Annotated in this window: 20 protein-coding genes; 9 read left to right on the forward strand and 11 right to left on the reverse strand. The window is 56.0% G+C overall.

All coding sequences use genetic code 11. The annotated features are described in order from the left end of the window. Positions 1 to 23 precede the first annotated feature (23 nt). The gene (locus KK925_RS09475) at positions 24 to 746 is read left to right on the forward strand and encodes a lysophospholipid acyltransferase family protein (protein ID WP_214096467.1); all 723 of its coding nucleotides are present in this window, start codon (positions 24 to 26) and stop codon (positions 744 to 746) included. A gap of 91 nt (positions 747 to 837) precedes the next feature. Here the strand turns inward: KK925_RS09475 and KK925_RS09480 are convergent, their stop codons facing one another. The 5 genes from KK925_RS09480 to KK925_RS09500 all read right to left on the reverse strand — a co-directional run bounded on the left by KK925_RS09480 (position 838) and on the right by KK925_RS09500 (position 6087). Continuing rightward, a complete protein-coding gene (locus KK925_RS09480) occupies positions 838 to 1536 on the reverse strand; it encodes a hypothetical protein (RefSeq protein WP_174582424.1) in 699 nt (232 codons plus the stop codon). 129 nt (positions 1537 to 1665) lie between these two features. Then, positions 1666 to 2955, reverse strand: coding sequence for a bacterial ammonia monooxygenase, subunit AmoB (gene amoB, locus KK925_RS09485; RefSeq protein WP_174582425.1), 1290 nt, complete (start codon positions 2953 to 2955; stop codon positions 1666 to 1668). An 81-nt stretch (positions 2956 to 3036) separates the two neighbouring features. Then, the gene (gene amoA / locus KK925_RS09490; protein ID WP_174582426.1) at positions 3037 to 3768 is read right to left on the reverse strand and encodes a bacterial ammonia monooxygenase, subunit AmoA; all 732 of its coding nucleotides are present in this window, start codon (positions 3766 to 3768) and stop codon (positions 3037 to 3039) included. A 94-nt stretch (positions 3769 to 3862) separates the two neighbouring features. Beyond that, a complete protein-coding gene (locus KK925_RS09495; RefSeq protein WP_174582427.1) occupies positions 3863 to 4693 on the reverse strand; it encodes a methane monooxygenase/ammonia monooxygenase subunit C in 831 nt (276 codons plus the stop codon). 308 nt (positions 4694 to 5001) lie between these two features. Then, entirely contained in the window at positions 5002 to 6087 is a 1086-nt protein-coding gene (locus tag KK925_RS09500; RefSeq protein WP_174582428.1) for a pyridoxal-phosphate-dependent aminotransferase family protein, read from the reverse strand. A 44-nt stretch (positions 6088 to 6131) separates the two neighbouring features. Between KK925_RS09500 and KK925_RS09505 the strand changes: the two genes are divergently transcribed. The 4 genes from KK925_RS09505 to aat all read left to right on the forward strand — a co-directional run bounded on the left by KK925_RS09505 (position 6132) and on the right by aat (position 12684). Continuing rightward, the gene (locus KK925_RS09505; RefSeq protein WP_174582429.1) at positions 6132 to 7277 is read left to right on the forward strand and encodes a S1C family serine protease; all 1146 of its coding nucleotides are present in this window, start codon (positions 6132 to 6134) and stop codon (positions 7275 to 7277) included. Between the two features lie 311 nt (positions 7278 to 7588). Then, complete coding sequence (gene secA / locus KK925_RS09510) at positions 7589 to 10636, forward strand: preprotein translocase subunit SecA (protein ID WP_174582430.1); 3048 nt, start codon at positions 7589 to 7591, stop codon at positions 10634 to 10636. Between the two features lie 75 nt (positions 10637 to 10711). Further along, positions 10712 to 11947 carry a CinA family nicotinamide mononucleotide deamidase-related protein gene (locus KK925_RS09515; RefSeq protein ID WP_174582431.1) on the forward strand — a complete coding sequence of 412 codons (1236 nt, stop codon included), beginning with the start codon at positions 10712 to 10714 and terminating at the stop codon, positions 11945 to 11947. 65 nt (positions 11948 to 12012) lie between these two features. Continuing rightward, entirely contained in the window at positions 12013 to 12684 is a 672-nt protein-coding gene (gene aat / locus KK925_RS09520; RefSeq protein WP_174582432.1) for a leucyl/phenylalanyl-tRNA--protein transferase, read from the forward strand. 35 nt (positions 12685 to 12719) lie between these two features. Here aat and KK925_RS09525 read toward each other — a convergent pair whose 3' ends face one another. From KK925_RS09525 to KK925_RS09540, 4 genes are all read right to left on the reverse strand, one after another. Further along, entirely contained in the window at positions 12720 to 12935 is a 216-nt protein-coding gene (locus KK925_RS09525) for a hypothetical protein (RefSeq protein ID WP_174582433.1), read from the reverse strand. Between the two features lie 109 nt (positions 12936 to 13044). Then, entirely contained in the window at positions 13045 to 13311 is a 267-nt protein-coding gene (rpmB, locus tag KK925_RS09530; RefSeq protein WP_174582434.1) for a 50S ribosomal protein L28, read from the reverse strand. A 52-nt stretch (positions 13312 to 13363) separates the two neighbouring features. Next, a complete protein-coding gene (gene rpsR / locus KK925_RS09535; RefSeq protein WP_236027908.1) occupies positions 13364 to 13561 on the reverse strand; it encodes a 30S ribosomal protein S18 in 198 nt (65 codons plus the stop codon). Between the two features lie 111 nt (positions 13562 to 13672). Further along, positions 13673 to 14440 (reverse strand): TraR/DksA family transcriptional regulator, encoded by a 768-nt coding sequence (locus KK925_RS09540; protein ID WP_174582436.1) that lies wholly within the window; start codon positions 14438 to 14440, stop codon positions 13673 to 13675. A gap of 190 nt (positions 14441 to 14630) precedes the next feature. Here KK925_RS09540 and treY point away from each other — a divergent pair, with 190 nt between their 5' ends. From treY to KK925_RS09560, 4 genes are all read left to right on the forward strand, one after another. After that, on the forward strand, positions 14631 to 17420 hold the full coding sequence (gene treY / locus KK925_RS09545; protein WP_174582437.1) for a malto-oligosyltrehalose synthase: 2790 nt from the start codon (positions 14631 to 14633) through the stop codon (positions 17418 to 17420). A 287-nt stretch (positions 17421 to 17707) separates the two neighbouring features. After that, positions 17708 to 18403, forward strand: coding sequence for a hypothetical protein (locus KK925_RS09550; protein WP_214096468.1), 696 nt, complete (start codon positions 17708 to 17710; stop codon positions 18401 to 18403). A 33-nt stretch (positions 18404 to 18436) separates the two neighbouring features. Continuing rightward, positions 18437 to 18703: a hypothetical protein gene (locus tag KK925_RS09555; protein WP_214096469.1), complete on the forward strand. Its 267-nt coding sequence runs from the start codon at positions 18437 to 18439 to the stop codon at positions 18701 to 18703. 672 nt (positions 18704 to 19375) lie between these two features. After that, entirely contained in the window at positions 19376 to 19588 is a 213-nt protein-coding gene (locus KK925_RS09560; RefSeq protein ID WP_174582440.1) for a YXWGXW repeat-containing protein, read from the forward strand. Positions 19589 to 19839: 251 nt separating this feature from the next. Here KK925_RS09560 and KK925_RS09565 read toward each other — a convergent pair whose 3' ends face one another. Together KK925_RS09565 and KK925_RS09570 are read right to left on the reverse strand one after the other, a co-directional pair. After that, the gene (locus KK925_RS09565; protein WP_174582441.1) at positions 19840 to 20631 is read right to left on the reverse strand and encodes an undecaprenyl-diphosphate phosphatase; all 792 of its coding nucleotides are present in this window, start codon (positions 20629 to 20631) and stop codon (positions 19840 to 19842) included. Positions 20632 to 20919: 288 nt separating this feature from the next. Next, positions 20920 to 22671 carry an ABC transporter ATP-binding protein gene (locus KK925_RS09570; RefSeq protein ID WP_174582442.1) on the reverse strand — a complete coding sequence of 584 codons (1752 nt, stop codon included), beginning with the start codon at positions 22669 to 22671 and terminating at the stop codon, positions 20920 to 20922. Positions 22672 to 22676 lie beyond the last annotated feature (5 nt).

Below are 22676 nucleotides of genomic sequence, written 5' to 3' on the forward strand. Positions count from 1 at the left end.
TTGCCGGTAAACCCAAGGGCAAGGTGGAGAGGATAGAGAGAATCGTGGAAGTTGTGCCGCCTACCGGAGAAAGGAACGTTTCCATCCCGTGTGCGATTTTGCCGCGAGGAGAGGTTCTGTCTGGGAAGATGCGTCCCTTCTATGCCCTTACCTGGATCGTGACTCGCCGGATTTTGGAGGTCTTTTTTGATTTCTCTTCCCCTGGGATGGAAAAAGTGCCCCTGGAAGGGGGGCTCCTTGTTGTGGCCAATCACGCAAGTTATCTGGATCCCCCGATCGTAGGAGCGGCCCTCCCACGTGAGCTCTACTATCTGGCGCGGCGCACACTCTTTCGCCATCCCCTTTTTGCGCGCTTGATTCGAGCCTACCATGCGATTCCCGTGGAATTGGAACGACCCGATCCGGTAGGTTTGCGGGCGGTTCTGCGAGCCTTACGAAAAGGCAGGGCCGTCCTTCTTTTCCCGGAAGGAACTCGTACACCGGACGGACGTATGGGGGAAGCCCGGATGGGGGCGGGGTTTGTGGCGTGCCACGCGGGGGTCCCGATTCTCCCGGTGCGGATTTTTGGGACGTATGAAGTTCTCCCTCGGCACCGCAAATGGCCGAGGTTTTTTCCGATCCGCGTGGTGATTGGCTCACCGTTTCACATTCCCCAGGTCGAGGAAGAACCTCGTTCAAGAAAGCGCAAAGAGGTGTACCAGGAAGCGGCTTGGGAAATGAAGCGGAGAATCTTGGAGTTGGCCTAGAAGTCGGTCACAAAAAAGTCACCCTCCCTGGTGGCAGGATACGACGCTTTGTCCCGCCAGGGGGGGAGGGTGACCCTCCGGGAAAGGGCAACTAGTAAGTTCTGGCAGGGTTAAGGTAGCGTAAGAGACGCTGTACCAAAAAGCCAAGACCTAGGGAGACAAGCAGGATGAGAGCCCCGGCAAGAACCCACGCCATGGAGGACCGGCTGATACCCACAGAGAGAGGGAAGGTAAAAGTTAAGTCCCCAGGCCCTATTTCAAACGGTGCACTTAACATCTGCTGCTGGGCTTTGAGTGCAACTTCCCGGGGAATGGTCACGATGAGGGTGTAATCTCCCCGGGTGAGAGTTACCGGGAAATTCGCAATTCCTTTGGGATACACGGTCGAGGGCACATCCAGCACGGGCTTCTGTGTTCCCGTATGAACCATCTTTACCCCAACCGGGGTCTTGCGCAGGATATCCCCCACGCTCAAAAAATCGACCACAAGGGTGAACCGGCCGGTGTAAGGGATCTCCCGGCAATAAGCACCAAATTGAGAAAGGGAGGAAAGACCCCCTGCGGGATAAACGTCAAAGTGAACGGCGAAAGGCCCTTTTTCCTGGATGCGACAATCCGATTTCTTTTCGGAGCTCCCGTGGGCCCAGGCAGAAAGCGATCCGGAAAGAAGGACCGCGAGAAAGGACACAGAAAGGAAAAACCCGAAAAGGGGGACTCCCCGGCGCTTGTTCCCAGAGAAATTACTCTCGCTCCGCTTATCTCTCGCGGGCAGCGTGGCCACTGTCTTCATAGCTGCCCCCTCTTTGACTTTGCTCCAAAAGTGGGAGGAAGCTTGGAACTTCCTCCCACCTTTTTAGGTTTTTTCCTAGTTTTGCCAACCCAACTTTTCGGTTGTGATCAACTCCACGCCCGTTTTCCGTTACTGCCAGATGGGGAGGAGCATCTGATCGGCCACCGCAATGATCGTCCGGGTGCCCTCTTCATTGGTAAAGAAAAGGAGCCCTCCCAGGCGGTTGGTGGTCTCGGTGTACATAGTCAACCGCTCCGTTTCCCACACCGGGCTTTCCATCACCACGTGCAAGGTCTTGGTTTCACCCGGCTTGATTGGGTCGTTTGGCTCCACTACGAGATCTCCCCCATAGACCCCCGGAAACTCCGGTGAATTGTCGTTGGCAGGCTTTTTCTCGAAGGCGGGATTGAGGAAACGCACGTTGGCTGTGGTAAACTCCCGCAAAACCGCAGGACTATTCCCCTTATTGGTGACATCCATATCCATCGTGAGCTTCCTCCTGGGCACCTCGTACGTGGCCTTGGTGATCTTAACGTCCACCTCTGGCGGAGGTAGAGGGAGCGACGGGATCTTGAACCGCCCCGATTGCAGTGGGATCCGGATCGGGTACTGCTGGTTAGTCAGGGCCGCTGCTCCAAAACAAAGAACCGCAAGCCCAATGATAAACGCCCCAGCGAGTTGCCGGTCCCCCGGGGTGATAAGCTCTTCCGCACGTCCTTCCGCAATAAGCGCTTGACGAGGCATGATCGGCCGGGAGCACCAGATGGCTAGCCAGACAATCCCGATAAGAAACATGAGGGTCGTCCAGCCGAGCATCCGGGCCACGCCGTAGGTCTCCAGGTCAATCGTTTCCCCCGTAAGCGTCTTAACGAGGTTGGGAGGAGCTTCATAGGGTCGTCCCCCTGGACCATCCACCTTGACGAAGCACCCAGGTCCCACCGTGGGACCTGCGACTTCAATGTTGAACATCGGGTGGATATGGTAAGCCCAGTCTGCTCCACGCCGAGCTCGCAAGACCTGTTTATACTCGTAGAGCGCGCCAATCTCGCACACGAAAGCGTTAAACACGCTCTCACCGTTAACCCAAGTCCCGGTTCGGATAAAGGTAGGACCTGGGGCAGCGACATTGAGATTGGCAATTCCCCCGAAGGTGATCTCCCGGGGCCAGATCGGCAGGATCTGAAGCTTGCCCGTAATGACAAGCTCATCACCAATCTTCAGTGGGGCCCCCGTTCCTTCCTTTGCCCACCGATCCGACCAGAACTTGGTGTCGTAGAAGACCATCGTTCTCATTCGGAGAAACGCTTCCTGGGAGCGTTCCCCGTGAGCCCAAGCACGGGGGGAGCTGGCGCCAAGGCCTAGCCCCAACGCCAGAACTCCCCACAACGCAAAGGCTCTGGCTCGATTCGACTGTTTCATCGCTGGCTTTTCCTTTCCTGGTTGATACTCGATTTGGCTTTCCTCTGGCTGCTACTAAAAGCTCCTGCAGAGCCTTAGCGCCTACATCGATCGCGTAAAGATCGGGCGAGTCAACCAGTAGCCGAAGAGCCACCAGATGAAGTACATAAGGACGCAAACGAACCCCGCAAAGAAGATGGACACAAACAAGGTACCACCCGCGAAGGCCCGCAGCGTACCCCGTTCCACCAGGCGGATGTACTCCGGCATAGAGGTTCGGATATACTCAAAGCCGATCAAATCCGCCACGGAGAGCATCTGTCCGTGCAACTCGATGGGAACATGGTAGGGACCTACCATGAACCAGTTCGAGGGAACGAACAGATAGGAGAAGGATTCCCCTCCGGCCAAGGCTGTGATCACCCAGCTATTGGTGAGTAAAAGGATGCAGTCGAGCACAATAGCGCTCGGGATGGACGTTTCCGGAAATACCAGACTCAATGGATACCAAGTCCAGTCATAGTGGTTCCAGAATCGATCCATCCACTGGCCGAAGTGGAGAGCGACGACGGAAAGGGTGGCCCCGATCGGCAGTCGATAATTCGGCCAGAGACACGCCTGGACCGCCGCACAGAAGGTGATCGTCATGGTGGTGTTAACGATCGGCCACCAGCGCCGGTCCTTCCAGTCTACCCAGAAGGACCAGTCCCCAGCCACCAGCATGTGATGGACGTGGAACCCGCCGGCTAAGACGAAGAAGGCGGCCGAAACGACGATCCAGTCGAACTTTCTGCTAATCGCACGGGCTTCCGCCTCAGTTGCTACCGTTGCCATAGTTACTTCCTCCTAGTTGTTTCTGCCGCTTACACGGGAGAGGGGAGCTTGGAAGCTCCCCTCTCGCAAACTCAAGCGGTGACAGGCTCCTGGATTAGCTGAGCACCGCAGCCGCCTTCGTGTCCGCGTAGGGGTCTTCCATCAAAGCCGCCGCGGGCTTGCAGGGCTTGCCGAAGTAGATGTGGCCGAGGAGTTCAGCAACCCTCGGGTACGAGGCAGTGACCCAGCCAAGGAACGCGATGGCGGCCCATCCGAAGAAGACGAACCCCCAGTGTAGCGGAGCCACGAAGAGCTCTTCCATGATCCAGGCTGTGTGACCGAACTCGTTCAGACCCACATTGGGGAGAATCATGAGCGGTCCAGCCACAACGATCAGCCACGGAACACAGAAGCGGTTCACGAACTGCGGGAGCCGTGTACGCCCGTACACGAACCACGTCACGCCGAAGATGATATACACCGGGTAGGTGAGATAAAACTCAATAATGTGGCTTGGCGTAAAGTCCGTGTCCCGGATGATGGTCATGTGCCAGTCTCCATCCTGCTCGGTGAAGTAGCTGGCACCCCAGTAGATTCCAAACGCGTACACCAGAGCCCACAGGTAGAGGTTAAAGTACCGCTTGAGCTCCAGGTCGGGTGCAAGCCGCTCCATGTGACGATCGCGGGTGGCCCACAGCCATCCCCATGCGCCCGCCAATGTAGTGGCTTCGAGCACCCACTCAGCGTACAGCCAGTTAAGCCAGTAGCTGACATATACCGGAGAGGTGTAGTCAGTCCCCTTCTGCAGGGCGTAGGTCCTCTCGTACCAGTTCACAAGAATGTAGAACACGGTCAGAGAGGCCATCGCCATCCATGCAGGAGCGAAGCTAAAGGCCTTCCTCTCCGGCACAGCTACTGCTACGGTTGTCGCAGTTGGTTGTGCCATAGTCTAAGCCTCCTTTGGCTTTTGCTTGCTGCCCTTTTGTTGACCAGAAGACCCCGTCGCAAGGAGGGCAGCCAACCCCGCGACCCCGGCACATTGCTCCTGGCAATGCGCCAATCTTCTAACACTGGTAAATGCCTACACCTGTGCCGAGGCGTTGTCAATGGTCAAAAGCAAAAATCTTCTCTGGCGCTCTCTTATCCGGAACTCCTTGTGTTTGAAGGCACTCCTTTCGCTTTTCTTACACGGCCATGAAATTTTTTTCTCTGCTTCCCTTCTTCCCGCTCTGTGGAACCGCCGTTTTCGGAGCTTTATCCCCCTAGTTCGTCCAGCGCTCTATCCAGCCCCTCCAAGAGGTTCTGGATGGTTTGAGGGGTTTCGTCCCCCATGTGGGAGATCCGAAAGGTCATCCCCCGGATCTTGCCGTACCCCCCGTCAATGACACAGCCAAAGCGTTCCCGTAGGCGCGCGATCCACGCGCCCACATCAATCCCTCGAGTGTTTCGGATGCAGGTAAGGGTTACCGATTCAAAACCACGGGCGGGAAATAACTCAAAACCTCGTGACAGCGCCCAGTGGCGCACCAGTTCCGCATTGCGCCGGTGTCGCTCGTAGCGCGCTTCCAAGCCTTCCTGAAAGATCTCGGCCAGCTTGTGCCGGAGGGCAAAGAAGTGACTGATCGAGGGGGTTGAAGGGGTCATGCTTTTCCGGTGGTTGGCCTCGAACTCAAGGAAATCGAAGTAAAAGCCTCGAGCCGGGATGCTGCGGGCCTTTTGCAGGGCTCGTTCGGACACAGCAAAGAGGGAAATACCGGGGGGTAGCGCCAGAGCCTTTTGGGAGCCGGTCAAAAGGACATCGGCGCCCAGTTGCTCAAAGGGCGTGGGAACGGCACTAAAGGAAGAAACGCAATCGACCAGGAAACTTACCTCTGGATAGTGCTTGAGGAGTTGGGCGATTTCTTCCAACGGGTTCATGAGCCCGGTAGAAGTTTCGTTGTGAACGAGGGTAAGGGCGTCGAACCGGCCTGTTTGTAGATAGGGTTCGATCTGTTCCGGGGTAATGGGTTTTCCCCAGGGTACCGAAAGCTTTTCGGCTTCTTTGCCGCAGCGAAGGGCTACGTCGTACCATTTATCGGAAAAAGCCCCGTTGGCGCAGCAAAGAACCCGCCGTGCCACCAGGTTGCGGATGGCTGCCTCCATGACACCCCAGGCCGAGGAGGTGGAAACAAACACCGGGCCTTGGGTCTGGAAAAGTTTTTGAAGCCCGGTTTGCACCTCGCGATAGAGGGATTGGAATTCGGGGCTTCGATGTCCGATCATGGGGGAAGCAAAGGCCTGGAGCGTCGATGGGGAGACCTCGACCGGACCTGGAATAAAAAGCTTGATGTGGTTTTTCATGGAAAGAAGTTTGGTAGGAAAAAAGCGGCGAGGCCAGGAACAAAATGGGGATAGGGTCAGCCGGGCGAGTTTTGGGGAAAAACACCCTCAAGGTTTTTTGGCTTGCGGGGCTTGTTTCCTTCTGCCTGGGGCTTTCGCTGAGTCCCGGTGGAACGAAAGCCTTTCTCTTTGCGGTCAGCCCGCAAGAGGAACCGGTCGTCCAAGTCGTCCAAAAGGTTCTTCCGGCGGTTGTTAACCTCAGCAGCGAAAAAGTGGTTCATGCCCCGGTTCAAGATCCTTTTGAGCTTTTCTTTGGGCGTTTTTACGTACCCCAACGCGTGCGAAGCCTAGGATCGGGGGTTTTGATCGATTCCCATGGCCGGATTCTCACCTGCGCCCATGTGGTGGAGCGAGCGCTGCGCGGGCAGGTCAGGGTTACTCTCTCCAACGGAGTTGTTTCCCTCGGCCAAGTTCTCCTTTCGGATCCGGAAGCCGACTTAGCTCTGGTGGAGATTCCGGCCCCCAAGCCTTTTCCCTTTCTCGATGTCAGGCGCCTTTCTCCCAATTACCTCGGGCAAACGGTTATCGTGCTCGGGAATCCTGTCGGCTATGAAAACAGTGTCAGCCGGGGTATTCTAAGCGCTCACAATCGTACCATCCAGACGGAGCAGGGACTTGTCCGGGGGCTTCTCCAAACGGATGCTGCGATCAATCCGGGCAATAGCGGGGGTCCGATCGTAGATATCCAGGGTGCTTTTGTGGGCATTGCGACGGCCAAGTTTGCCGGCAACGCGATTGAAGGGATTGGTTTTGCCATTCCCGGTCGCCAGGTTGTGGCCTGGCTCAGCGAGGTCGCTCGTGGCCGCACACCTCCGGATTGGCAGGCGCTGGTACGAAGGTTTGAGGAGCGAATCGGAGCCCAGCTGCAGGATGTCACCCCGGAACTCGCTTTTTCCCTTCATTTGCCTACAAGCTCGGGGCTATTGCTTTCGGAAGTAGAACCGGGTGGGCCTGCCGCGCGGGCTGGGTTAGAGGCGGGGATGGTGATCGTGGCCGTCGAGGGGACTCCGGTTACTGACTTGCGCTCCCTACCGGTCTATTGGACCCGGTTGGGGCGAGGGGATCCGCTTAGCCTTTCGATTGTTGCTGTTCGGGAAGGAAACGGGATTCTCTTGGAGCAAAAAGCCACCGTGACGCTCTACCTCCGGTGAAAAGAAGAAGGGCAGTAAGGAAATGCTCGTAAGAAAGTGTAGACTCGTTCGTCTTACTTCACAAAAAGCCTTTTAGAGGCTGCTAGAGCGAGTTGTGTTGGGTGGAGCGGAAAAGGTTTTCTCGGCAGAACGTCATCCGGGGGTCGCTTGGGTCAACGCCGTACTCATGGGCGCCCAACTCCCCCAAGGGGCCGGAAAGGGAAGAATTTGCTTGCGAGCATAGCTTTGCCTAAAGAAGGGAGGGAACAAACTTTGCATTTCTTTGCGGGATCGTTGCACCGGTTTCCCACAACCCGTAGAGTATGGGTGCCATGCTACAGTGGGTCTTAACCAAGCTTGTCGGCTCAAAGAACGAGCGGGAACTCCGCAGGCTCTGGCCTATTGTCGAAAAGATTAACCAGTGGGAGCTATCCTATCGAAAACTTTCCGACAAGGAACTAGCAGCAAAGACCGACGAATTTCGCGCGCGACTGCAGTCGGGCCAGAGCTTGGACGATCTTCTTCCGGAGGCCTTTGCCGCGGTGAAAAACGTGTGCTGGCGGTTTACCCAGAACAGAAAACTGATCCGTGTCCGGGGCCACGATCTTGTATGGGATATGGTTCCCTTCGACGTTCAGCTCTTGGGGGCAATCGTCCTTCACATGGGCAAGATTGCGGAAATGGCGACCGGGGAAGGAAAGACCCTGGTGGCCGTTATGCCGGCCTATCTCAATGCTCTTACGGGCCGAGGGGTGCACATTGTAACGGTAAACGACTACCTGGCGGCTCGGGATAGCGAGTGGATGGGGGAGATTTACCGTTTCCTGGGCATGAGCGTGGGGTGTTTGCAGCAGGGGCAGACTCCGGAAGAACGGCGCCAGCAATATCTTTGCGATGTCTGCTACGGAACCAATAGTGAGTTTGGGTTTGACTATCTTCGAGACAATAGTGTCGCGATTCGAGCGGAGGAGCAGGTCCAGCGAGGCCATTATTACGCGATTGTCGATGAGGTGGACAGCATTCTCATCGATGAGGCTCGTACTCCCCTCATTATTTCAGGACCGGCAACGGTTGCTTCTTCTGAGCAATACCAGCGATACAAGGAGCCGGTCGCGCGGCTGGTTCGAGAGCAAGCGATCGAGTGTGCCCGGTTGGCGGAACGGGCTCAAAAGCTTTTGAGCGAGGGGGGTCCCCGGGAGGAGATTGGGCGGCTCCTATTTAAGATCAAGCTTGCCATGCCCAGGAATCGCCAGCTTTTGCGGATGTTGGAAGACGGGGAGGTCCGCCGGATGATGGAGGATGCGGAACTGGCGCTCTATCAGGACAGCCGCCGGATTGAGCTTTTTCAGCTCAAAGAGGAGCTTCTGTTTGCCATCGACGAAAAGAATAACGAAGCGGATTTGACCGAACGGGGCCGGCGTTTCTTAAGCCCGGGCGATCCTGACTCTTTTGTGCCTCCGGATCTCGTAGTGGCTTTTCACGACATCGATTCGGACACCAATCTTTCGCCGGAACAAAAGGAGAAGCGGCGCAAGGAGGTCCAGCGTCGGTACGACGAGGTGACGGAGAGGATTCATGCGATTAGCCAGCTTTTGAAAGCTTACTGCCTCTTTGAGAAGGATGTTCACTATGTGGTTCAGGATAACAAGGTGATCATTGTCGACGAGTTCACCGGCCGGCTCATGCCGGGAAGACGGTGGAGCGATGGATTACACCAGGCCGTTGAGGCCAAGGAAGGGGTTCAGATTGATCGTGAAACGCAGACGCTGGCGACGGTTACCATTCAGAACTACTTCCGCTTGTATGAGAAACTTGCGGGAATGACGGGCACTGCGGCTACCGAAGCCAACGAGTTTCACGACATCTACAAGCTGGATGTGGTCACTATTCCTACGAACAAGCCGGTTCGCAGGACGGATCTGGATGACTCGATCTTTAAAACACGGAGAGCCAAGTACAACGCCATCGTCCAAAAGATTAAGGAGCTCTATTCCCGGGGCCAGCCGGTACTGGTGGGGACGATTTCCGTGGAAGCTTCCGAACTTTTGTCTCGCATGCTGAAACGAGAGGGGATCCCGCATAGCGTGCTCAACGCAAAGTATCACCAGCAGGAGGCTGAGATCATTGCTCGAGCCGGCCAGCGGGGAGCCGTGACTATTGCCACCAACATGGCTGGCCGGGGTACGGATATTAAGCTAGGTCCCGGGGTGGCGGAGCTGGGTGGGCTTTTTGTTCTTGGGACGGAGCGGCATGAAGCCCGCAGGATCGATTACCAGCTACGAGGACGCTGCGCACGCCAGGGAGATCCGGGGGTCTCAAAATTCTTCATCTCCCTCGAAGATGATCTCATGCGTAACTTTGGGGATTCGCGAAAAATTGCCTCCCTTTTAACGCGGCTGGGAATGAAGGAGGACGAGGAGCTAGAGCATCCCTGGTTAACCAAGGCGGTGGAGACGGCGCAAAAGCGCGTCGAGCAGCGGAATTACATGATTCGAAAACACACGCTGCAATATGACGATGTGCTCAACTTGCAGCGGCAGGTGGTGTATTCCTATCGGAACGAGGTGCTCCATTCGGACAATCCCCGGGAGGAAATCTTTGAGGTCGTGGAAGAGGTGGTGCGGGAGGAAGCGACAAAACGGCTGGAGAGCGAGGAGCCGGATGTAGAGGGGTTTCTTTCCTGGGTGAATCTGCACTTTCCGCTGGCTGTAAAGCCGGGCGATTTTCCCTGGGCGGAAAATGCGGACCGTTCTGCCGAAGAATGTCTGCGGAGAATCCGCGAGGCGTATGAGCTGAAGATCAAATTCGAGGATCCGGGCGAAGTGAAAGAGATGGAACGGTACATCGTTCTTTCGGCAATCGATCGCCTGTGGCAGGAGCACTTGTATGCGATGGACGGTCTTCGCGGGGGGATCGGTTTGCGGGCCTATGGACAGAGGGATCCACTGGTGGAATATAAGCAGGAAGCCTTTGCGATGTTCCAGGAGCTTATGGGACAGCTGAAGCGGGAGATTGTGCACAATCTTTTCCGGTCGGCCTCGAGCCTTCTTGCCTTTGAGCAGTTTTTGGCCGCTTTGCCCCAGAAACTGGTTAAGGAGGACGTTCGCCAGTTGGGTTTAGAGACCCCGGTTTTGGAGGCTCCTGGGCAGCTCCACGAGCCGCAAGGGGACGGGGAAGAAATCCCGGAGGTAGTCCTTCCGATACGGCGAGCTGGGCCGAAGATGGGGCGAAACGATCCGTGCCCGCTGGATCCAACCAAGAAGTTTAAACACTGTTGCGGAGCCTTGGGGGAAAAGACCTGTATCAAGGTGGTTCTTGGACCGGAGTACGCTCCCCCCAAGAAGGGGGCTAAAGGAAAGCGCGGCCAGGAAAAGGGGTAGAAAGAGGTTTCGCAAGCTCTGGAACTCGAGCTGTTGTCTCCGATTGCGGGGAAAGGCAGAACTGTTTCTCGATCGATGCGCGTTGAGGTCGTCAACACCGGCAATGAGCTTCTTTCGGGGCGTGTGCTCAATCATCACTTAGCCTTTTTGGGTCGAGAGCTTTTTGCGCTCGGCTTGCGGATTGCTCGGCAGGTTACGGTTCCGGATGGGGAAGGGCTGTCAGAGGTGCTGCGAGAGGCTTGGATTCGATGCGAGCTTCTCGTGGTCACGGGCGGGTTGGGCCCGACCTCTGATGATGTTACTCGAAGGGCGGCCGCGGAAGCGATTGGTGTGGAGTTAGAATTCCGTCCAGAACTTGAAGCCGAGGTCTGCCGGACCTATGAGTCTCAGGGTTTGCGAGGGACGGAATGGGCTGCGAGGGCCCAGGCTTGGGTCCTTCGCGGAGCCAAGCTTTTGCCGAACCCTTTTGGAACGGCGTGGGGGATGATTGTAGAAAAGGAGGGCAAGTCCATTGTTCTTCTTCCGGGCCCTCCAAGAGAACTCCAACCCATGTGGCGCGACCATGTCGTGCCCTGGCTCAAAGAAAAGCTGGGTGTTCGGTCTCTCTTTGAACATAGGTTTCGGACGTTTGGATTGGGCGAATCTCGGATCGAGGATCGAATCGGTTCGCTTTTACGAAAGTTCCGTTCCGTGGAAATCGGATACTACGAGCATCTCGGGGAGGTCGAGTTGCGTGTGGTCTCTTCGGATTTTCGGGAATGGGAGGAGGCGATTGAGGTGATTCGGGAAAGGCTTGGGGATTGGATTTTCTCCGAGGACGGCGAAAGTCTCGAGGAGGTGGTGATCCACGCGGCCCGTTCGTTGGGAAAGAAACTTGCCGTAGCGGAATCCTGCACGGGAGGGCTATTGGCACATCGGTTGACCAATGTGCCTGGAAGCTCGCTCGTTTTTACCTTTGGCTGGGTCACCTATGGCGCCGTCGCCAAGGTCCAAGAGCTTGGGGTTCCGCAAGAAGTACTGGAGAGATGGGGGGAAGTGAGCGGTCCTACGGCAGAAGCGATGGCTTATGGGGCGCTAGAGCGTTCCGGAGCGGATGTAGCGGTGGGGATTACAGGGGTTGCAGGACCGGGTGCCTCGCCCGGTGGGCCTCCTGCTGGCACAGCATGGATCGGACTGGCATGGCCTGGTCAAAAACGAAGTTTTGCTTGCTTTCATGAGGTGGGAGACCGGCCTTCCTTTAAATTTCTCCTAACGCAGGAAGCTTTGGATCTGGTCCGAAGGAAGCTTTTAGGACTTCCCGACAAGGGATAGGATGCTAAAGCAACAATGGAATTATTTGTTGCATCCGCCACTTAGGCCGTTCTAATTTTTGGGTCGTGGCAACCGCACTCTTGAATCCCTTCCGGATTTCCTTTCCGGACGTCTCAAAAGCCGATCCGGACGGCCTGGTAGCCATTGGGGGGGATCTGTCGGTCCCTCGCCTACTGGCGGGTTACCGCTCGGGGATTTTCCCTTGGACAGACCGGCCCCTTACATGGTGGAGTCCCGATCCGCGAGCCATCTTTGAATTGGAAACGTTCCGGGTCCCACGCCGGCTTGCCCAGAAGCTTCGTCAAGGGAAGTTTGCGTTTACCATCAACCAAGCGTTTGAGGAAGTGATCCGGGGTTGTGCGGAGCCCTCACCGGGAAGGGAACAGACGTGGATTAGTCCCCGCTTCATTCGAGCCTATACGGAACTGCATCGCCACGGTTACGCGCACAGCGTAGAAGTGTGGCAGGACGGGCGACTGGTAGGTGGCCTATACGGGGTCGCTATTGGAGGTTTTTTTGCTGGTGAGTCGATGTTTCATCGAGTAACCGACGCCTCCAAGGCCGCCTTATGCTTTGTAGTGGATCAGTTGAAACGACGAGGCTTCCAACTCTTTGATACCCAGGTGGCCACCCCTGTAACCCGCCAGATGCGGGCCGTCGATATTCCCCGGAAAGAGTATCTCGCCCGGTTAGCTCAAGCGTTAACCCTTCCGGTCTCGTTTGTGGACCAGCCCTAGAGAAACCGGAAAAGAGCTCGCCTCCGCCGCCGGTCCTACGAGGGAGCTCCTTTCCTTTTTCTTAGAATGGGCAAGCCCGTGCGATCACTTTCCGCCACTTCGTAGCCATCGGGCAAAGAGTCAAGCACGCCTTCTCCTACTTTGGTTGAGAAGTAATAGAGCCGCACTTTGAGCCCGTTCCGCAAAACTTGATCTCGTCCGTGGAGATAGTACGTCTTGCCGCTCTTTTTGCTGACAACACTAAAGGCCATGTTTTTTTTCTCCTCTCTATCGTTGGTTTCTACCGCAACACCCCGCTCCCTTCCACGCCCCTCTCGGTCGGCCGGGAGCGAGTTTCCCTGGGAAGGGCAGGTGGGCTCGTCACCGCAGTACACCTGCTTCCCGAAGCACCTGGTAGGGACCGTTTTTCATCATGGTCTTAAGTGCACGAGCCGTCACTCGAACGGTTACGGCTCGACCAAGTTCCGGAACGAAAATCCGCTTTCGCCGGAGATTGGGGAAGAAAAACCTCGGGTTCCTCTTGGTAACATGAATCCCGATTCCCCCTTTCTTTTTAGCCTTTCCCCGGCGACTAACGCTCCGGCCCCAAGCTCTGGTGGCACCCGTAATACAGCATCGACCTGCCATACCGCCCTTTCCTTTTTTTTCTTATTAGCTCCGAACACGGAGCTTTCCAGTTCTATTTCATCAAAAGCACGTTTCGGGCTCGCTTGATTTCGCGAGCCAACTTCCGGTGAAGCTTGGCGGGTAGACCGGTCACCCGTCTCGGAAGAATTCGGCCGCTTTCGGTCGTGAACTTTTTCAAAAATTCCACGTTTTGAAAGGAGATGGCTTCCGGGTCAATGTCCACCCGTTTTCGAGCACCTTTTGCCGGCATCCGGGCACGGCGAAGTGCTTTCTTTCTTCCTTTTTTTGTTTTCGTTTTTCTCCCCATACAAACCCTCTCGCTGGCAATCAACCAAAGGATCTGGCCAGATCCCTGGGCTTCTTACTCCTTTTCCCTTCTCCTCTCTTCTTCCTCCAACGCCTCTTCTCCCTCTTCTTCCATCCATCCTTCCGCCGATTCCATAAATTGGGGCACCGATTCCCACCTCCTCCGTGCCCGATACTCGCGTTCCTGTTCCCTTTGACAACCTACGCAAAACCGGGCATAAGGTACTGCCTCTAGGCGAGCCCGCGGAATGGGGTTCCCGCACATCTGACAAATCCCGTACGTGCCAGTTTCAATGCGTTTGAGGGCCTCCTCAATTTCATACAAAGCATCCTGTTCTTGAGAAAGGAGCGTAAGGGCAAAATCCTTATCATAGGCCTCGCTTCCGGCGTCCGCCTGGTGGAGCCCAAAGGGCGAGGCTCCGCTTCCTTCCGAGGAGACCCGAAGGGTGTCCTGTGCGACCCCTTGCATCTGGTTTAGGATGTGATCCCGAAGCTCAAGGAGCTTCTCTTTCTGCCGTGCCAGGAAACTCTCCCAGTCTTTCCCTCTTGCCTTCCCCGTGCCCGGGGAGCGATCGGTTGCACCAGGAGCCGTCCCTTCAGGAGTTTTCTCTTTTTCCCAAGAGGGCTGCTCTGAGGAGGCAGGTTTTACTTTCTGGGCCCCCTTGTGCTCGGACGACACCCGCCGGGGTTCCTTGGATTTGCCCGCTTCACCTTTCTTCTGGGCCTTGGTGTTCTCCTTGGACCCAGAAGACGGTGCGGCTTTTTCCGGGTCTTTTACCGTGGGTTGCTTTCCCTTTTTCTTCTGGCTTTCTTTGTTGCCCATAGTAGATCGCCGGAATATCGTCTCACCCTAGATTCTTGCCAAGTAAAAATGGCAGCCTTCCTTGGAGCTGCAACTCCCAGGTGAATCGCTTGGATCGGGTTGGTTATGAGAGACCTAGCAAGAACATTTCGCTGCACCGGTTCGGGAGAGACCCAGGCCGAGTTGCCAGGAGGAGAGGAAGACCCTAGCAATGAATGTTCCTCTGGCCACCTACCGCCTCCAGCTCCACAAAGAGTTTTCGTTTCGCAGCGTGGAGGCGATCCTTCCTTATTTGCAGGAACTTGGGATTTCCCACGTTTACGCGTCCCCCGTGACCCGAGCTCGCCCGGGGAGCTCCCACGGATATGATTGTGTCGACCCCTCTACGATCCATCCGGAACTGGGAACGCCAGAGCAGTTTGAAGAGCTTCTAGCCAAGGTATGCAAACGATCCATGGGGTGGTTGCAGGATATCGTGCCCAATCACATGGCTTTTCACATCGAAAACCCGATGCTAGCCGACGTTTTGGAAAATGGCCCGTTTTCGGAGTACTACCACTTTTTTGACATTGAGTGGAATCATCCCTACCCCAGTCTTAAGGGGCGGCTTTTAGCCCCCTTTCTTTCCAGCTACTACGGCCAGGCACTTAGCTGCGGGGAAATTCAGCTCCAGTTTCAAGACGGGGCCTTCTATGTGGCCTATCATGGGCTTAAGTTTCCCTTGCGGATCGAAAGTTATGCCACGGTGCTCGGTCATTGCCTCCCGGCCATTCGACAGCGTCTGGGTGCCCAGCATCTGGATCACCTGAAGTTTCTTGGGGTTCTTTATACGATTCGCAATCTTTCCAGTGCGGAAAGCCCGAGTGAGCGCAAGGATCAGGTCCGCTTTGTCAAGCAGATGCTCCGGGAGCTCGTTCGCGGCAACCGGGATATCCGAGCTTCCTTGGAAGCCACCCTGCGCACATTCAACGGTGACGTGACCAATCCTAGCTCCTTCCAGCTCCTGGATCGTCTTTTGAGCGAGCAATACTTCCGACTCTCCCTCTGGAAGGTAGCAACCGAGGAGATCAACTACCGGAGGTTCTTTACGGTCAATGACTTGATTGCCGTTCGTTCGGAGAATCCGGAAGTTTTCGAACGAACCCATGGTTTCCTTCTCGAGCTGGTGCGCAAGGGGTGGATTAGTGGGTTACGAATCGATCATATTGACGGCCTGTACGACCCCACGGCCTATCTGAATCGGCTGCGCAGTTCGGTCCCGGAAGCCTATCTTCTGGTTGAAAAAATTGTCGATGCCGTGGAAGAGACCCTTCCGGAAAACTGGCCGGTGGAAGGGACCACCGGGTATGACTTTCTGGGAATGGTGACCGGGCTTTTTTGCGACCGCAACTCGCTGGGTCGAATGGATCGGCTGTTTCGGGATTTTGCTGCCGTCGAAGATGAACCTGAGGAACTGGTCCGAGAAGAAAAGCGCTTTGTTGTCCAAGAACAGCTGGCGGGCGATCTCGACCGGGTAGCTCTGGCGGTGCACGGGCTCTGTGCTCGACTCTGGTTTGGCCCTGACGTTACCCTCAATGGCTTGCGACGGGCGTTGGCTGAGGTTGTCGCCTGCCTTCCTGTCTATCGCACCTATGTCACTCAGGAAGGACCGAGTGCTCAGGATCGGCGTTTTATCGAACAAGCCATTAGCCAAGCTTGTGCCAGCCAGCCAGAACTTCTCAATGAGCTTGGGTTTATCCGTCAGCTCCTTCTTTTAGAGTTGCCTCATCCTTTGCCTGAAGAGGACAAGGCAGAATTGGCCGATTGCATTGCCCGTTTCCAGCAAATTTCAGGCCCAGCGATGGCGAAGGGGTTCGAGGACTGTTTCTTTTATATCTACAACCGGCTTTTGTCGTTGAACGAAGTGGGGTGCAACCCGATCCGATTCGGGGTTTTACCCGATGAGTTTCACACCTTTCTTCAAAAGAGGGCCATGCGATGGCCCTACAGTTTGAACGCGACTTCGACTCACGACACCAAGCGGGGAGAAGATGCTCGCGCCCGGCTGAATGTCCTTTCCGAGCTGGCTGAGGAGTGGGAAAGCCATGTTTGGGAGTGGAGACGACTCAATGAGCCCAAGAAACGGGACATTGGGGGTGTCTGGGCCCCCGATCCCAATATGGAGTATTTCCTCTACCAGAGTCTGGTCGCTTCCTTCCCCTGGGATCTAGAAACGCTTCCCTCTTTCCGGCAACGGGTAAGTAGCTTTGTGGTCAAGGCGTGCCGGGAAGCCAAGACGTTTTCTACCTGGCACAACCCTCACCTTTCTTACGAGGAGGCTTGCGTGGGTTTCGCCACAGACATTCTCAACCCTGAGCTGAGCCCGGAGTTTTGGAAAAGTTTTCTTCCGTTTGTCCGCCGGGTCGCTCATTACGGCGCGATCCATTCCCTGGCTCAAACCGCATTGAAACTTTTTGCACCAGGGGTACCGGATTTTTACCAAGGGAGCGAATTATGGGACCTTTCCTTTGTGGATCCCGATAATCGCCGCCGGGTGGATTTTGACCTACGGAAACGATTGTTGCGGCAGGTACGGGAGGCGGCCGGAAACACCGAGCATCTTTCCCAAATCCTATCGAATCCGAAGGACGGGCGGATCAAACTTTACGTCATCTATCACGGGCTTCGAGTTCGAAAAGAATACCGGGATGTCATGGAAAAAGGCGATTATATCCCCATGACATTTCGAGGTTCCCGCAGGGACCATGTCTTTGGATTTATCCGGCGATTCGCTGCTCGATGGGTAATGGTGGTTGTCCCCAGGTTTAGCACCGCTCTGGTGGAAGAAGGGATGTGGCCTGTGGGGGAAACGGTGTGGAGCGACACGTATGCAGTCTTACCTGCAGATGCGCCCCCTCACTGGAACAGCGGTCTAACCGTCGAAAAGTGTGTATGGAAGGATCAAGCCCCCGTTGGGCAAATGCTGGGTCAGTTCCCGGTGGGGGTTTGGACTTCGGGATGAGCGTTTGGGGTTTCTTCTGGAAGAAGCGATGGGAGCGGGGGGCTATTCCGAAAGCACTCCCAAACTGCGGATTGATTTGTGGAAGGCTGGCTGCCAATAGGCTGTAAGATCCTGATTGAGTGATCGAACTGGGACCAAGCGAATGGTATGAGCTTTACGACTGGTCCGTAGCGGTGGAATGTAGGAAGCTCTCGGGGCCTGCCTGTGAGACGCCCATGAGGCCGAATAGGGGTTGACGAGCCCGGGGCAGAAGCAAGGCGTGAGGCGGTACTGCATGCCCGGGTTCTTTGGAGGATCACAACACCGATCGCCACCGCCAGGTGACGCGGCTTGCAGCATGGGCTTCCTTTAAGAAAGGGGTCAAGACCGAAGAGGTCTCAATCGCCCTTAGAGGGAAGGGATCTTGGTACTGCGATCGCCCGTATGGAAGACCATCCTTGTTAGAGGAGTGGGGAGAGACTCGCGCGGTTGGGGTCGGAGCCCATCGAGGCTGCGTTTGCTTCGACGCGAAGGGGGCTGATCGTGAGGAAGCTGGCAAAGGTGAAAAAGGACCGGGTGCTGGACGTGATCCACGTCCTGCCGAGCCTCTGCATCCGGCCCTACGGATGCTAGCCGGTGCGGCGGCGTGGGGAAAAGACGGTCATTGGGGGGCTAGAGCTAGTCTCGTTCACCAGGTATTCCGATTTACGATCGATTCATCGCCTGGCGCTCAAGCGAGCCCTGGACACCCGCATGAGGGCCGAGAGTTTCGACTTCCACTGGAGGCTGGCTTTGGCCAAGGAGTGTCTGGATGCCTGGAAGTGGCGGAGGATGTGCAGGTGGTCTGGACGCTTGCCCGAGCTTCGCCGCGAGGGGAACCGGGCTACAGAGGGCCTTGCTCCCTGGTCGCCGGAGAATGCGAAGGGGACGAAATCGTTCGGACTTTGAGGGTCTGGCGGGCGGCCTCAAACCATGGGTCAGGCGGCCAAAAAGGGGAAGCGTAGCGGCCGCCGGGTGTGCGGGTAGACCTCCCATGCTTGAATCGGAGGGGTCGAGACCAGGCCTCGTTGGGGTTCATCGCCCGTCCGGTCCGGACAGAGGATCAAAGCCGCGTTGTGCTGGCCAGGATCGGCTGGGTGAGGACGTACGAGCCGGCGACGGTGCTCTGGCAGCGGATCCGACCAGGGATGATCGGTCTATTCCGGGCTACGGTAAACCGGATGGGTGGACGGTGGGTAACGAGCTTTTCCTCTGAAAGGGAAAGCAAACTGGACTTACCCAGGTTTTTCCGAAGCTTGGGTTAGGGTTGATGCCGGGTTGCGGCACCTGGCGGGGCTTTTGAGAGGAGAGCAGGGGTCAAACGGGTGGATGCTGGAGGAAGCCGCTCCAGAAGCTTTTCCGGCCGGAACGGGTGCTGGCGCAGGGGAAGTCAGGTAGCAGGAACCGGGAAAAGACCTAGGACGGGCTCGCCAGCCCTATACCTGCATCGGGCGGATCCGTCGGGATGCTCTGGACAAGTGAACCGGTGAGATCGTCCCCGCCAGCCGGATCATGGTTGCCCAGACTGTGAACGTGAACCGTATCCAGCGGAACCGGGGGCCGGGGTGGTGGAGGAAAGCCTCTGGGCTTGTTCTGGACCGAAGCAGCAACGCGGTACACAATCTTGTGGCACTTCTGGCTACTGGAGTCGGGGTGGACCGGAGAGCATAACGGCGGCGGACGGGATGCAAGGCCTACTGCCTCCACCACAAAGCCCCGGAGGAAGCGGGAAGTGGGCGGCGGGCATGCTAGCTTGTACGATTCGTAAATCCGGTCGGTAACGGGCAGATGCCGGAAAGAGTTTTTTCTATGATCGTGCGTAACGGATCAAGAGGAAAAGGGAAGTGCTGTGCCGGAACCCCGAGCGGATTCGTAGAGGATTGATCAACTTGGAGCAGCTAGATAAGACACCACCAAGCCACTCTCTGGAGGGAACTATGGTAAATGTGGGACTTTTCTTTCGTCGCATTTTCCTTTTGGGACTTCTAGCTCTGGCCGCACTCAGTCAAAGTGGTTGTGCGACGTACTACTATTCTCCTCCCCCCTATCCCCGGTATGCGCGGCGTGTTTGGGTACCTGGACACTGGAGGTACCGGCCTCGATGGGGTGATTGGGTATGGGTTCCTGGTCACTGGGTATGGTACTACTAGTGTCGATGGATTCTCCGGGGTCCCATGGGAGACAGCTCGTGTTCCGCCATTGTTGAAACGGCAAAGGTGAGGAGCTTTGAGCTAGGCTTTGGCAGTGTACCTTTTCCCGTTCACAATGGTCACGACAGATCTGGTCCGAAAGCTGTTATGTCGGCGGACCCGTAAGGCCTAAGGGAAGCGATTGTGAAGCTACGTCCTGGCTTTACCCAGGGCGAGGATCAGGTTGCCTTTGTAGCTGTCCACCAGGTCTCCTAACCCCGGAGGACTAGCAAAAGAACCAAAGCAAGAGCGATTCGGTACCATGCAAAAGGAACAAAAGAGCGCGATCGAACATACGAGAGGAGCCATTTGACACTGACAAATCCGACGAGAGCCGAAACGAAAAATCCAAGGGCTAAGCAAGCCCAAGACTCGGCCGGAGCACGGTGGAAAAAGTGGGTTTCTGAGTCCAAGGAGTAAAGACTCGCCGCAGCCATGGTAGGGATCCCCAAAAGAAAGGAAAATTCGGTCGCTTCTAGGCGAGTTACCCCGAAATACACGGCTGTAAGAATGGTTGCCGCCGAGCGTGAAAGCCCTGGAAAGATTCCTGCGAAAACTTGAGCGATTCCCACCCATAGAGCGGTTGTCCAGCCGATACCATCTTCGTGAACAGGGTTTCGCTGAAAACGGTGCTCCACAAGAAGGATCGCCAGGCTGCCTGCAAGGAGGGCAAGGATGATGGGCCAGAGTTCTGTGGGCAATTTCCAACCCATTTTCTTAACGAGGAGCCCCAAGACGCTTGTAGCAAGGAAAGCTACTCCAATTTTCCCGAGATAGGCCAGCCCCCGCCGAGAGCTGGATTGAGTAAAGAGGAGAGGAATTTCCTTTCGGTAAACAAGGACCACCGCCAAAACGGCGCCCAGTTGGATGATGATATTAAAAGCTTCGGAGTGCTGGCCCAGCCAGTGCTCGGCGATGAGCAGGTGAGCCGTGCTCGACACCGGGAGGAACTCGGTCAGTCCCTCAAGGACTCCGAGGAGGATGACGGCCCAATATGTTGCCATGGGACTTTCTTTTTTGCCCGAATGGCTTTGTAGATCAAGAGCCAGATAACGTTGGCGTGCGATCCCTCGGGAAGAAAAGGCCACAATCCCTCTTTGGTGTCCTGCTCTCCAAACGCTGGATCGATGAGGCAGAAGGAAACCCTACCCTACGGTCACACACAAGAGGCCTGAATGGGGGTGAAGATTGGAGGTACCCAACGGTTACTTGAGCGATGGCCCTTGTGAGAGGGGCATTCCCAAAAAAATGGCTTTTTGGTTTTTCCAAAACAAAAACGAGCGCTTTTCGGGTTATTTCCCCCTGCCACAAAAACTCTCGTACAGGGAGCGATATCGTCCTTCCCGCTGGACTAACTCCTTGTGGGTTCCTTTTTCCACCAATAGCCCCCGCTCTAACACCCAGATTTCGTCCACCCAGTTTACCGACGACAATCGGTGGGAGACTATGAGTGTCGTCTTCCCAAGGGAGAGCTTTTGGAAGGCTCTTTGAACCATTTCTTCTGTTCGCGAATCCAGTGAAGCGGTTGCCTCATCGAGGATCAGTATCTTGGGGTTGGCTAAAAACGCCCAAAGCAGAGCTAAAATCTCTTTCTGACCACTGGTAAGGGCTGACCCGGCCGGGCCCACCTCCGTGAGATACCCGCAGGGCAATTCTTCGAACCATTCTTCAACCCCCAATTCCTTGGCTGCGCGTTGGACTTCCTTGAGAGAAGCTCTTGGCTTGACCCACCGGAGGTTATCGAGAACGGTGCCACTAAAGACAAACGATTCTTGGGGAATCCAAACCATCTTTTTTCGCAGTTGCTGGATTCGCCAGCTTCGCAAGTCTTCCCCGTCGATCTCGATCCGGCCTCGTTGCGGTTCATAGAATCCCAGAAGGAGTGCGGCAAGCGTGCTTTTTCCCGAGCCGGTGGGGCCTACCAGGGCCACTCTTTTCCCTGGTTCAATGTGAGCAGAGATTCCTTGGAGGACCCAAGTGTGTTCGGGGGTGGAAGGGTAGCGAAAAAAGACATCTTGAAAAATAATCTCTCCTCGGATGGGCAACGTGGAACGCCTGGCAGGCGACCGCCTTTGCCCGTGGACCGGTTGCAAGAGTTGCCAGGCGCGTTCCGCATGGATCAAGGCGGCCAGAAGGGAAAAAGACAACTCGCCTAGAGATCGGATTGGCCCGACAAGGATACCGAGATACAAAAGGAGGGCCGTGAGTTCTCCAATCGTCAGTTTGTTTCGCCAAACCAGATAGGCTCCGTATCCCAAAAGGGTGGCATGGGCCATCCCTGCAAGAATCCCTAAGCCGAAAAGATAGGTCTGCTGAAGGCACCGGGACCTCACGGCTTGCCGAACCCAGCGCGCGTGTTGCTTTTCAAGCCGAAGAAGACTGCGATTTTCTCCAGCCAACGCCTGGACAAGGGGAGCCAAACGAATCGCTTCTGCGAATCCTGCCGCAAGCTTGGAAGATTCTGCGGCCAGTTGTTCTTGAGCCAGGAGGCTTTTTCGAGGCAGAAGGATGCTCATACCGATGGCAGCCCCTAGAAAAAGACCAAGGAGTCCAAGAAGGCGAAGATCTCGCCATGCCATTATCAACCCCACCCATACAAGAAGCGTTACGCTTGCCATGGCTTTTCCTATTCCCCAGGATAGGAAGGGTTCGATCCGGTCTAGCTCGCAAGAAAGCCGAGCCACCAAGCTTCCCGTCGGCAGAGACTCGAAAAACTCCAGAGGCAACCCCAGCACGCGAGAAAAGAGGCGTTGTCGGAGCCGGGCAATCGCTCTCTGGCCGGCCCGGACACCGCTTGCCATTTCTCCCGCCCGAAAGAATGAAAAACCAAAAAGGCTTCCCACAGAAAGAACGAGGATGGGTCCAAAAGCCTGAAGGGAAGGGCAACCGGCTCGGTTTTGACCGATCCACTGATCGACGCCTTTTTCTACGCAGATGGGGAAAAGAAAGGCGCAGATTCCCTGGCCGAGACTACAGAGGCCCGCTAGAAAAGAAAGTTTCCAATAGGGTCGCAAAAGGGAAAGGAGCCGGGCCAGTCTCTGCAAGGACT

Origin of the sequence: Candidatus Methylacidithermus pantelleriae (assembly GCF_905250085.1) — a bacterium.
Classification (GTDB): domain Bacteria; phylum Verrucomicrobiota; class Verrucomicrobiia; order Methylacidiphilales; family Methylacidiphilaceae; genus Methylacidithermus; species Methylacidithermus pantelleriae.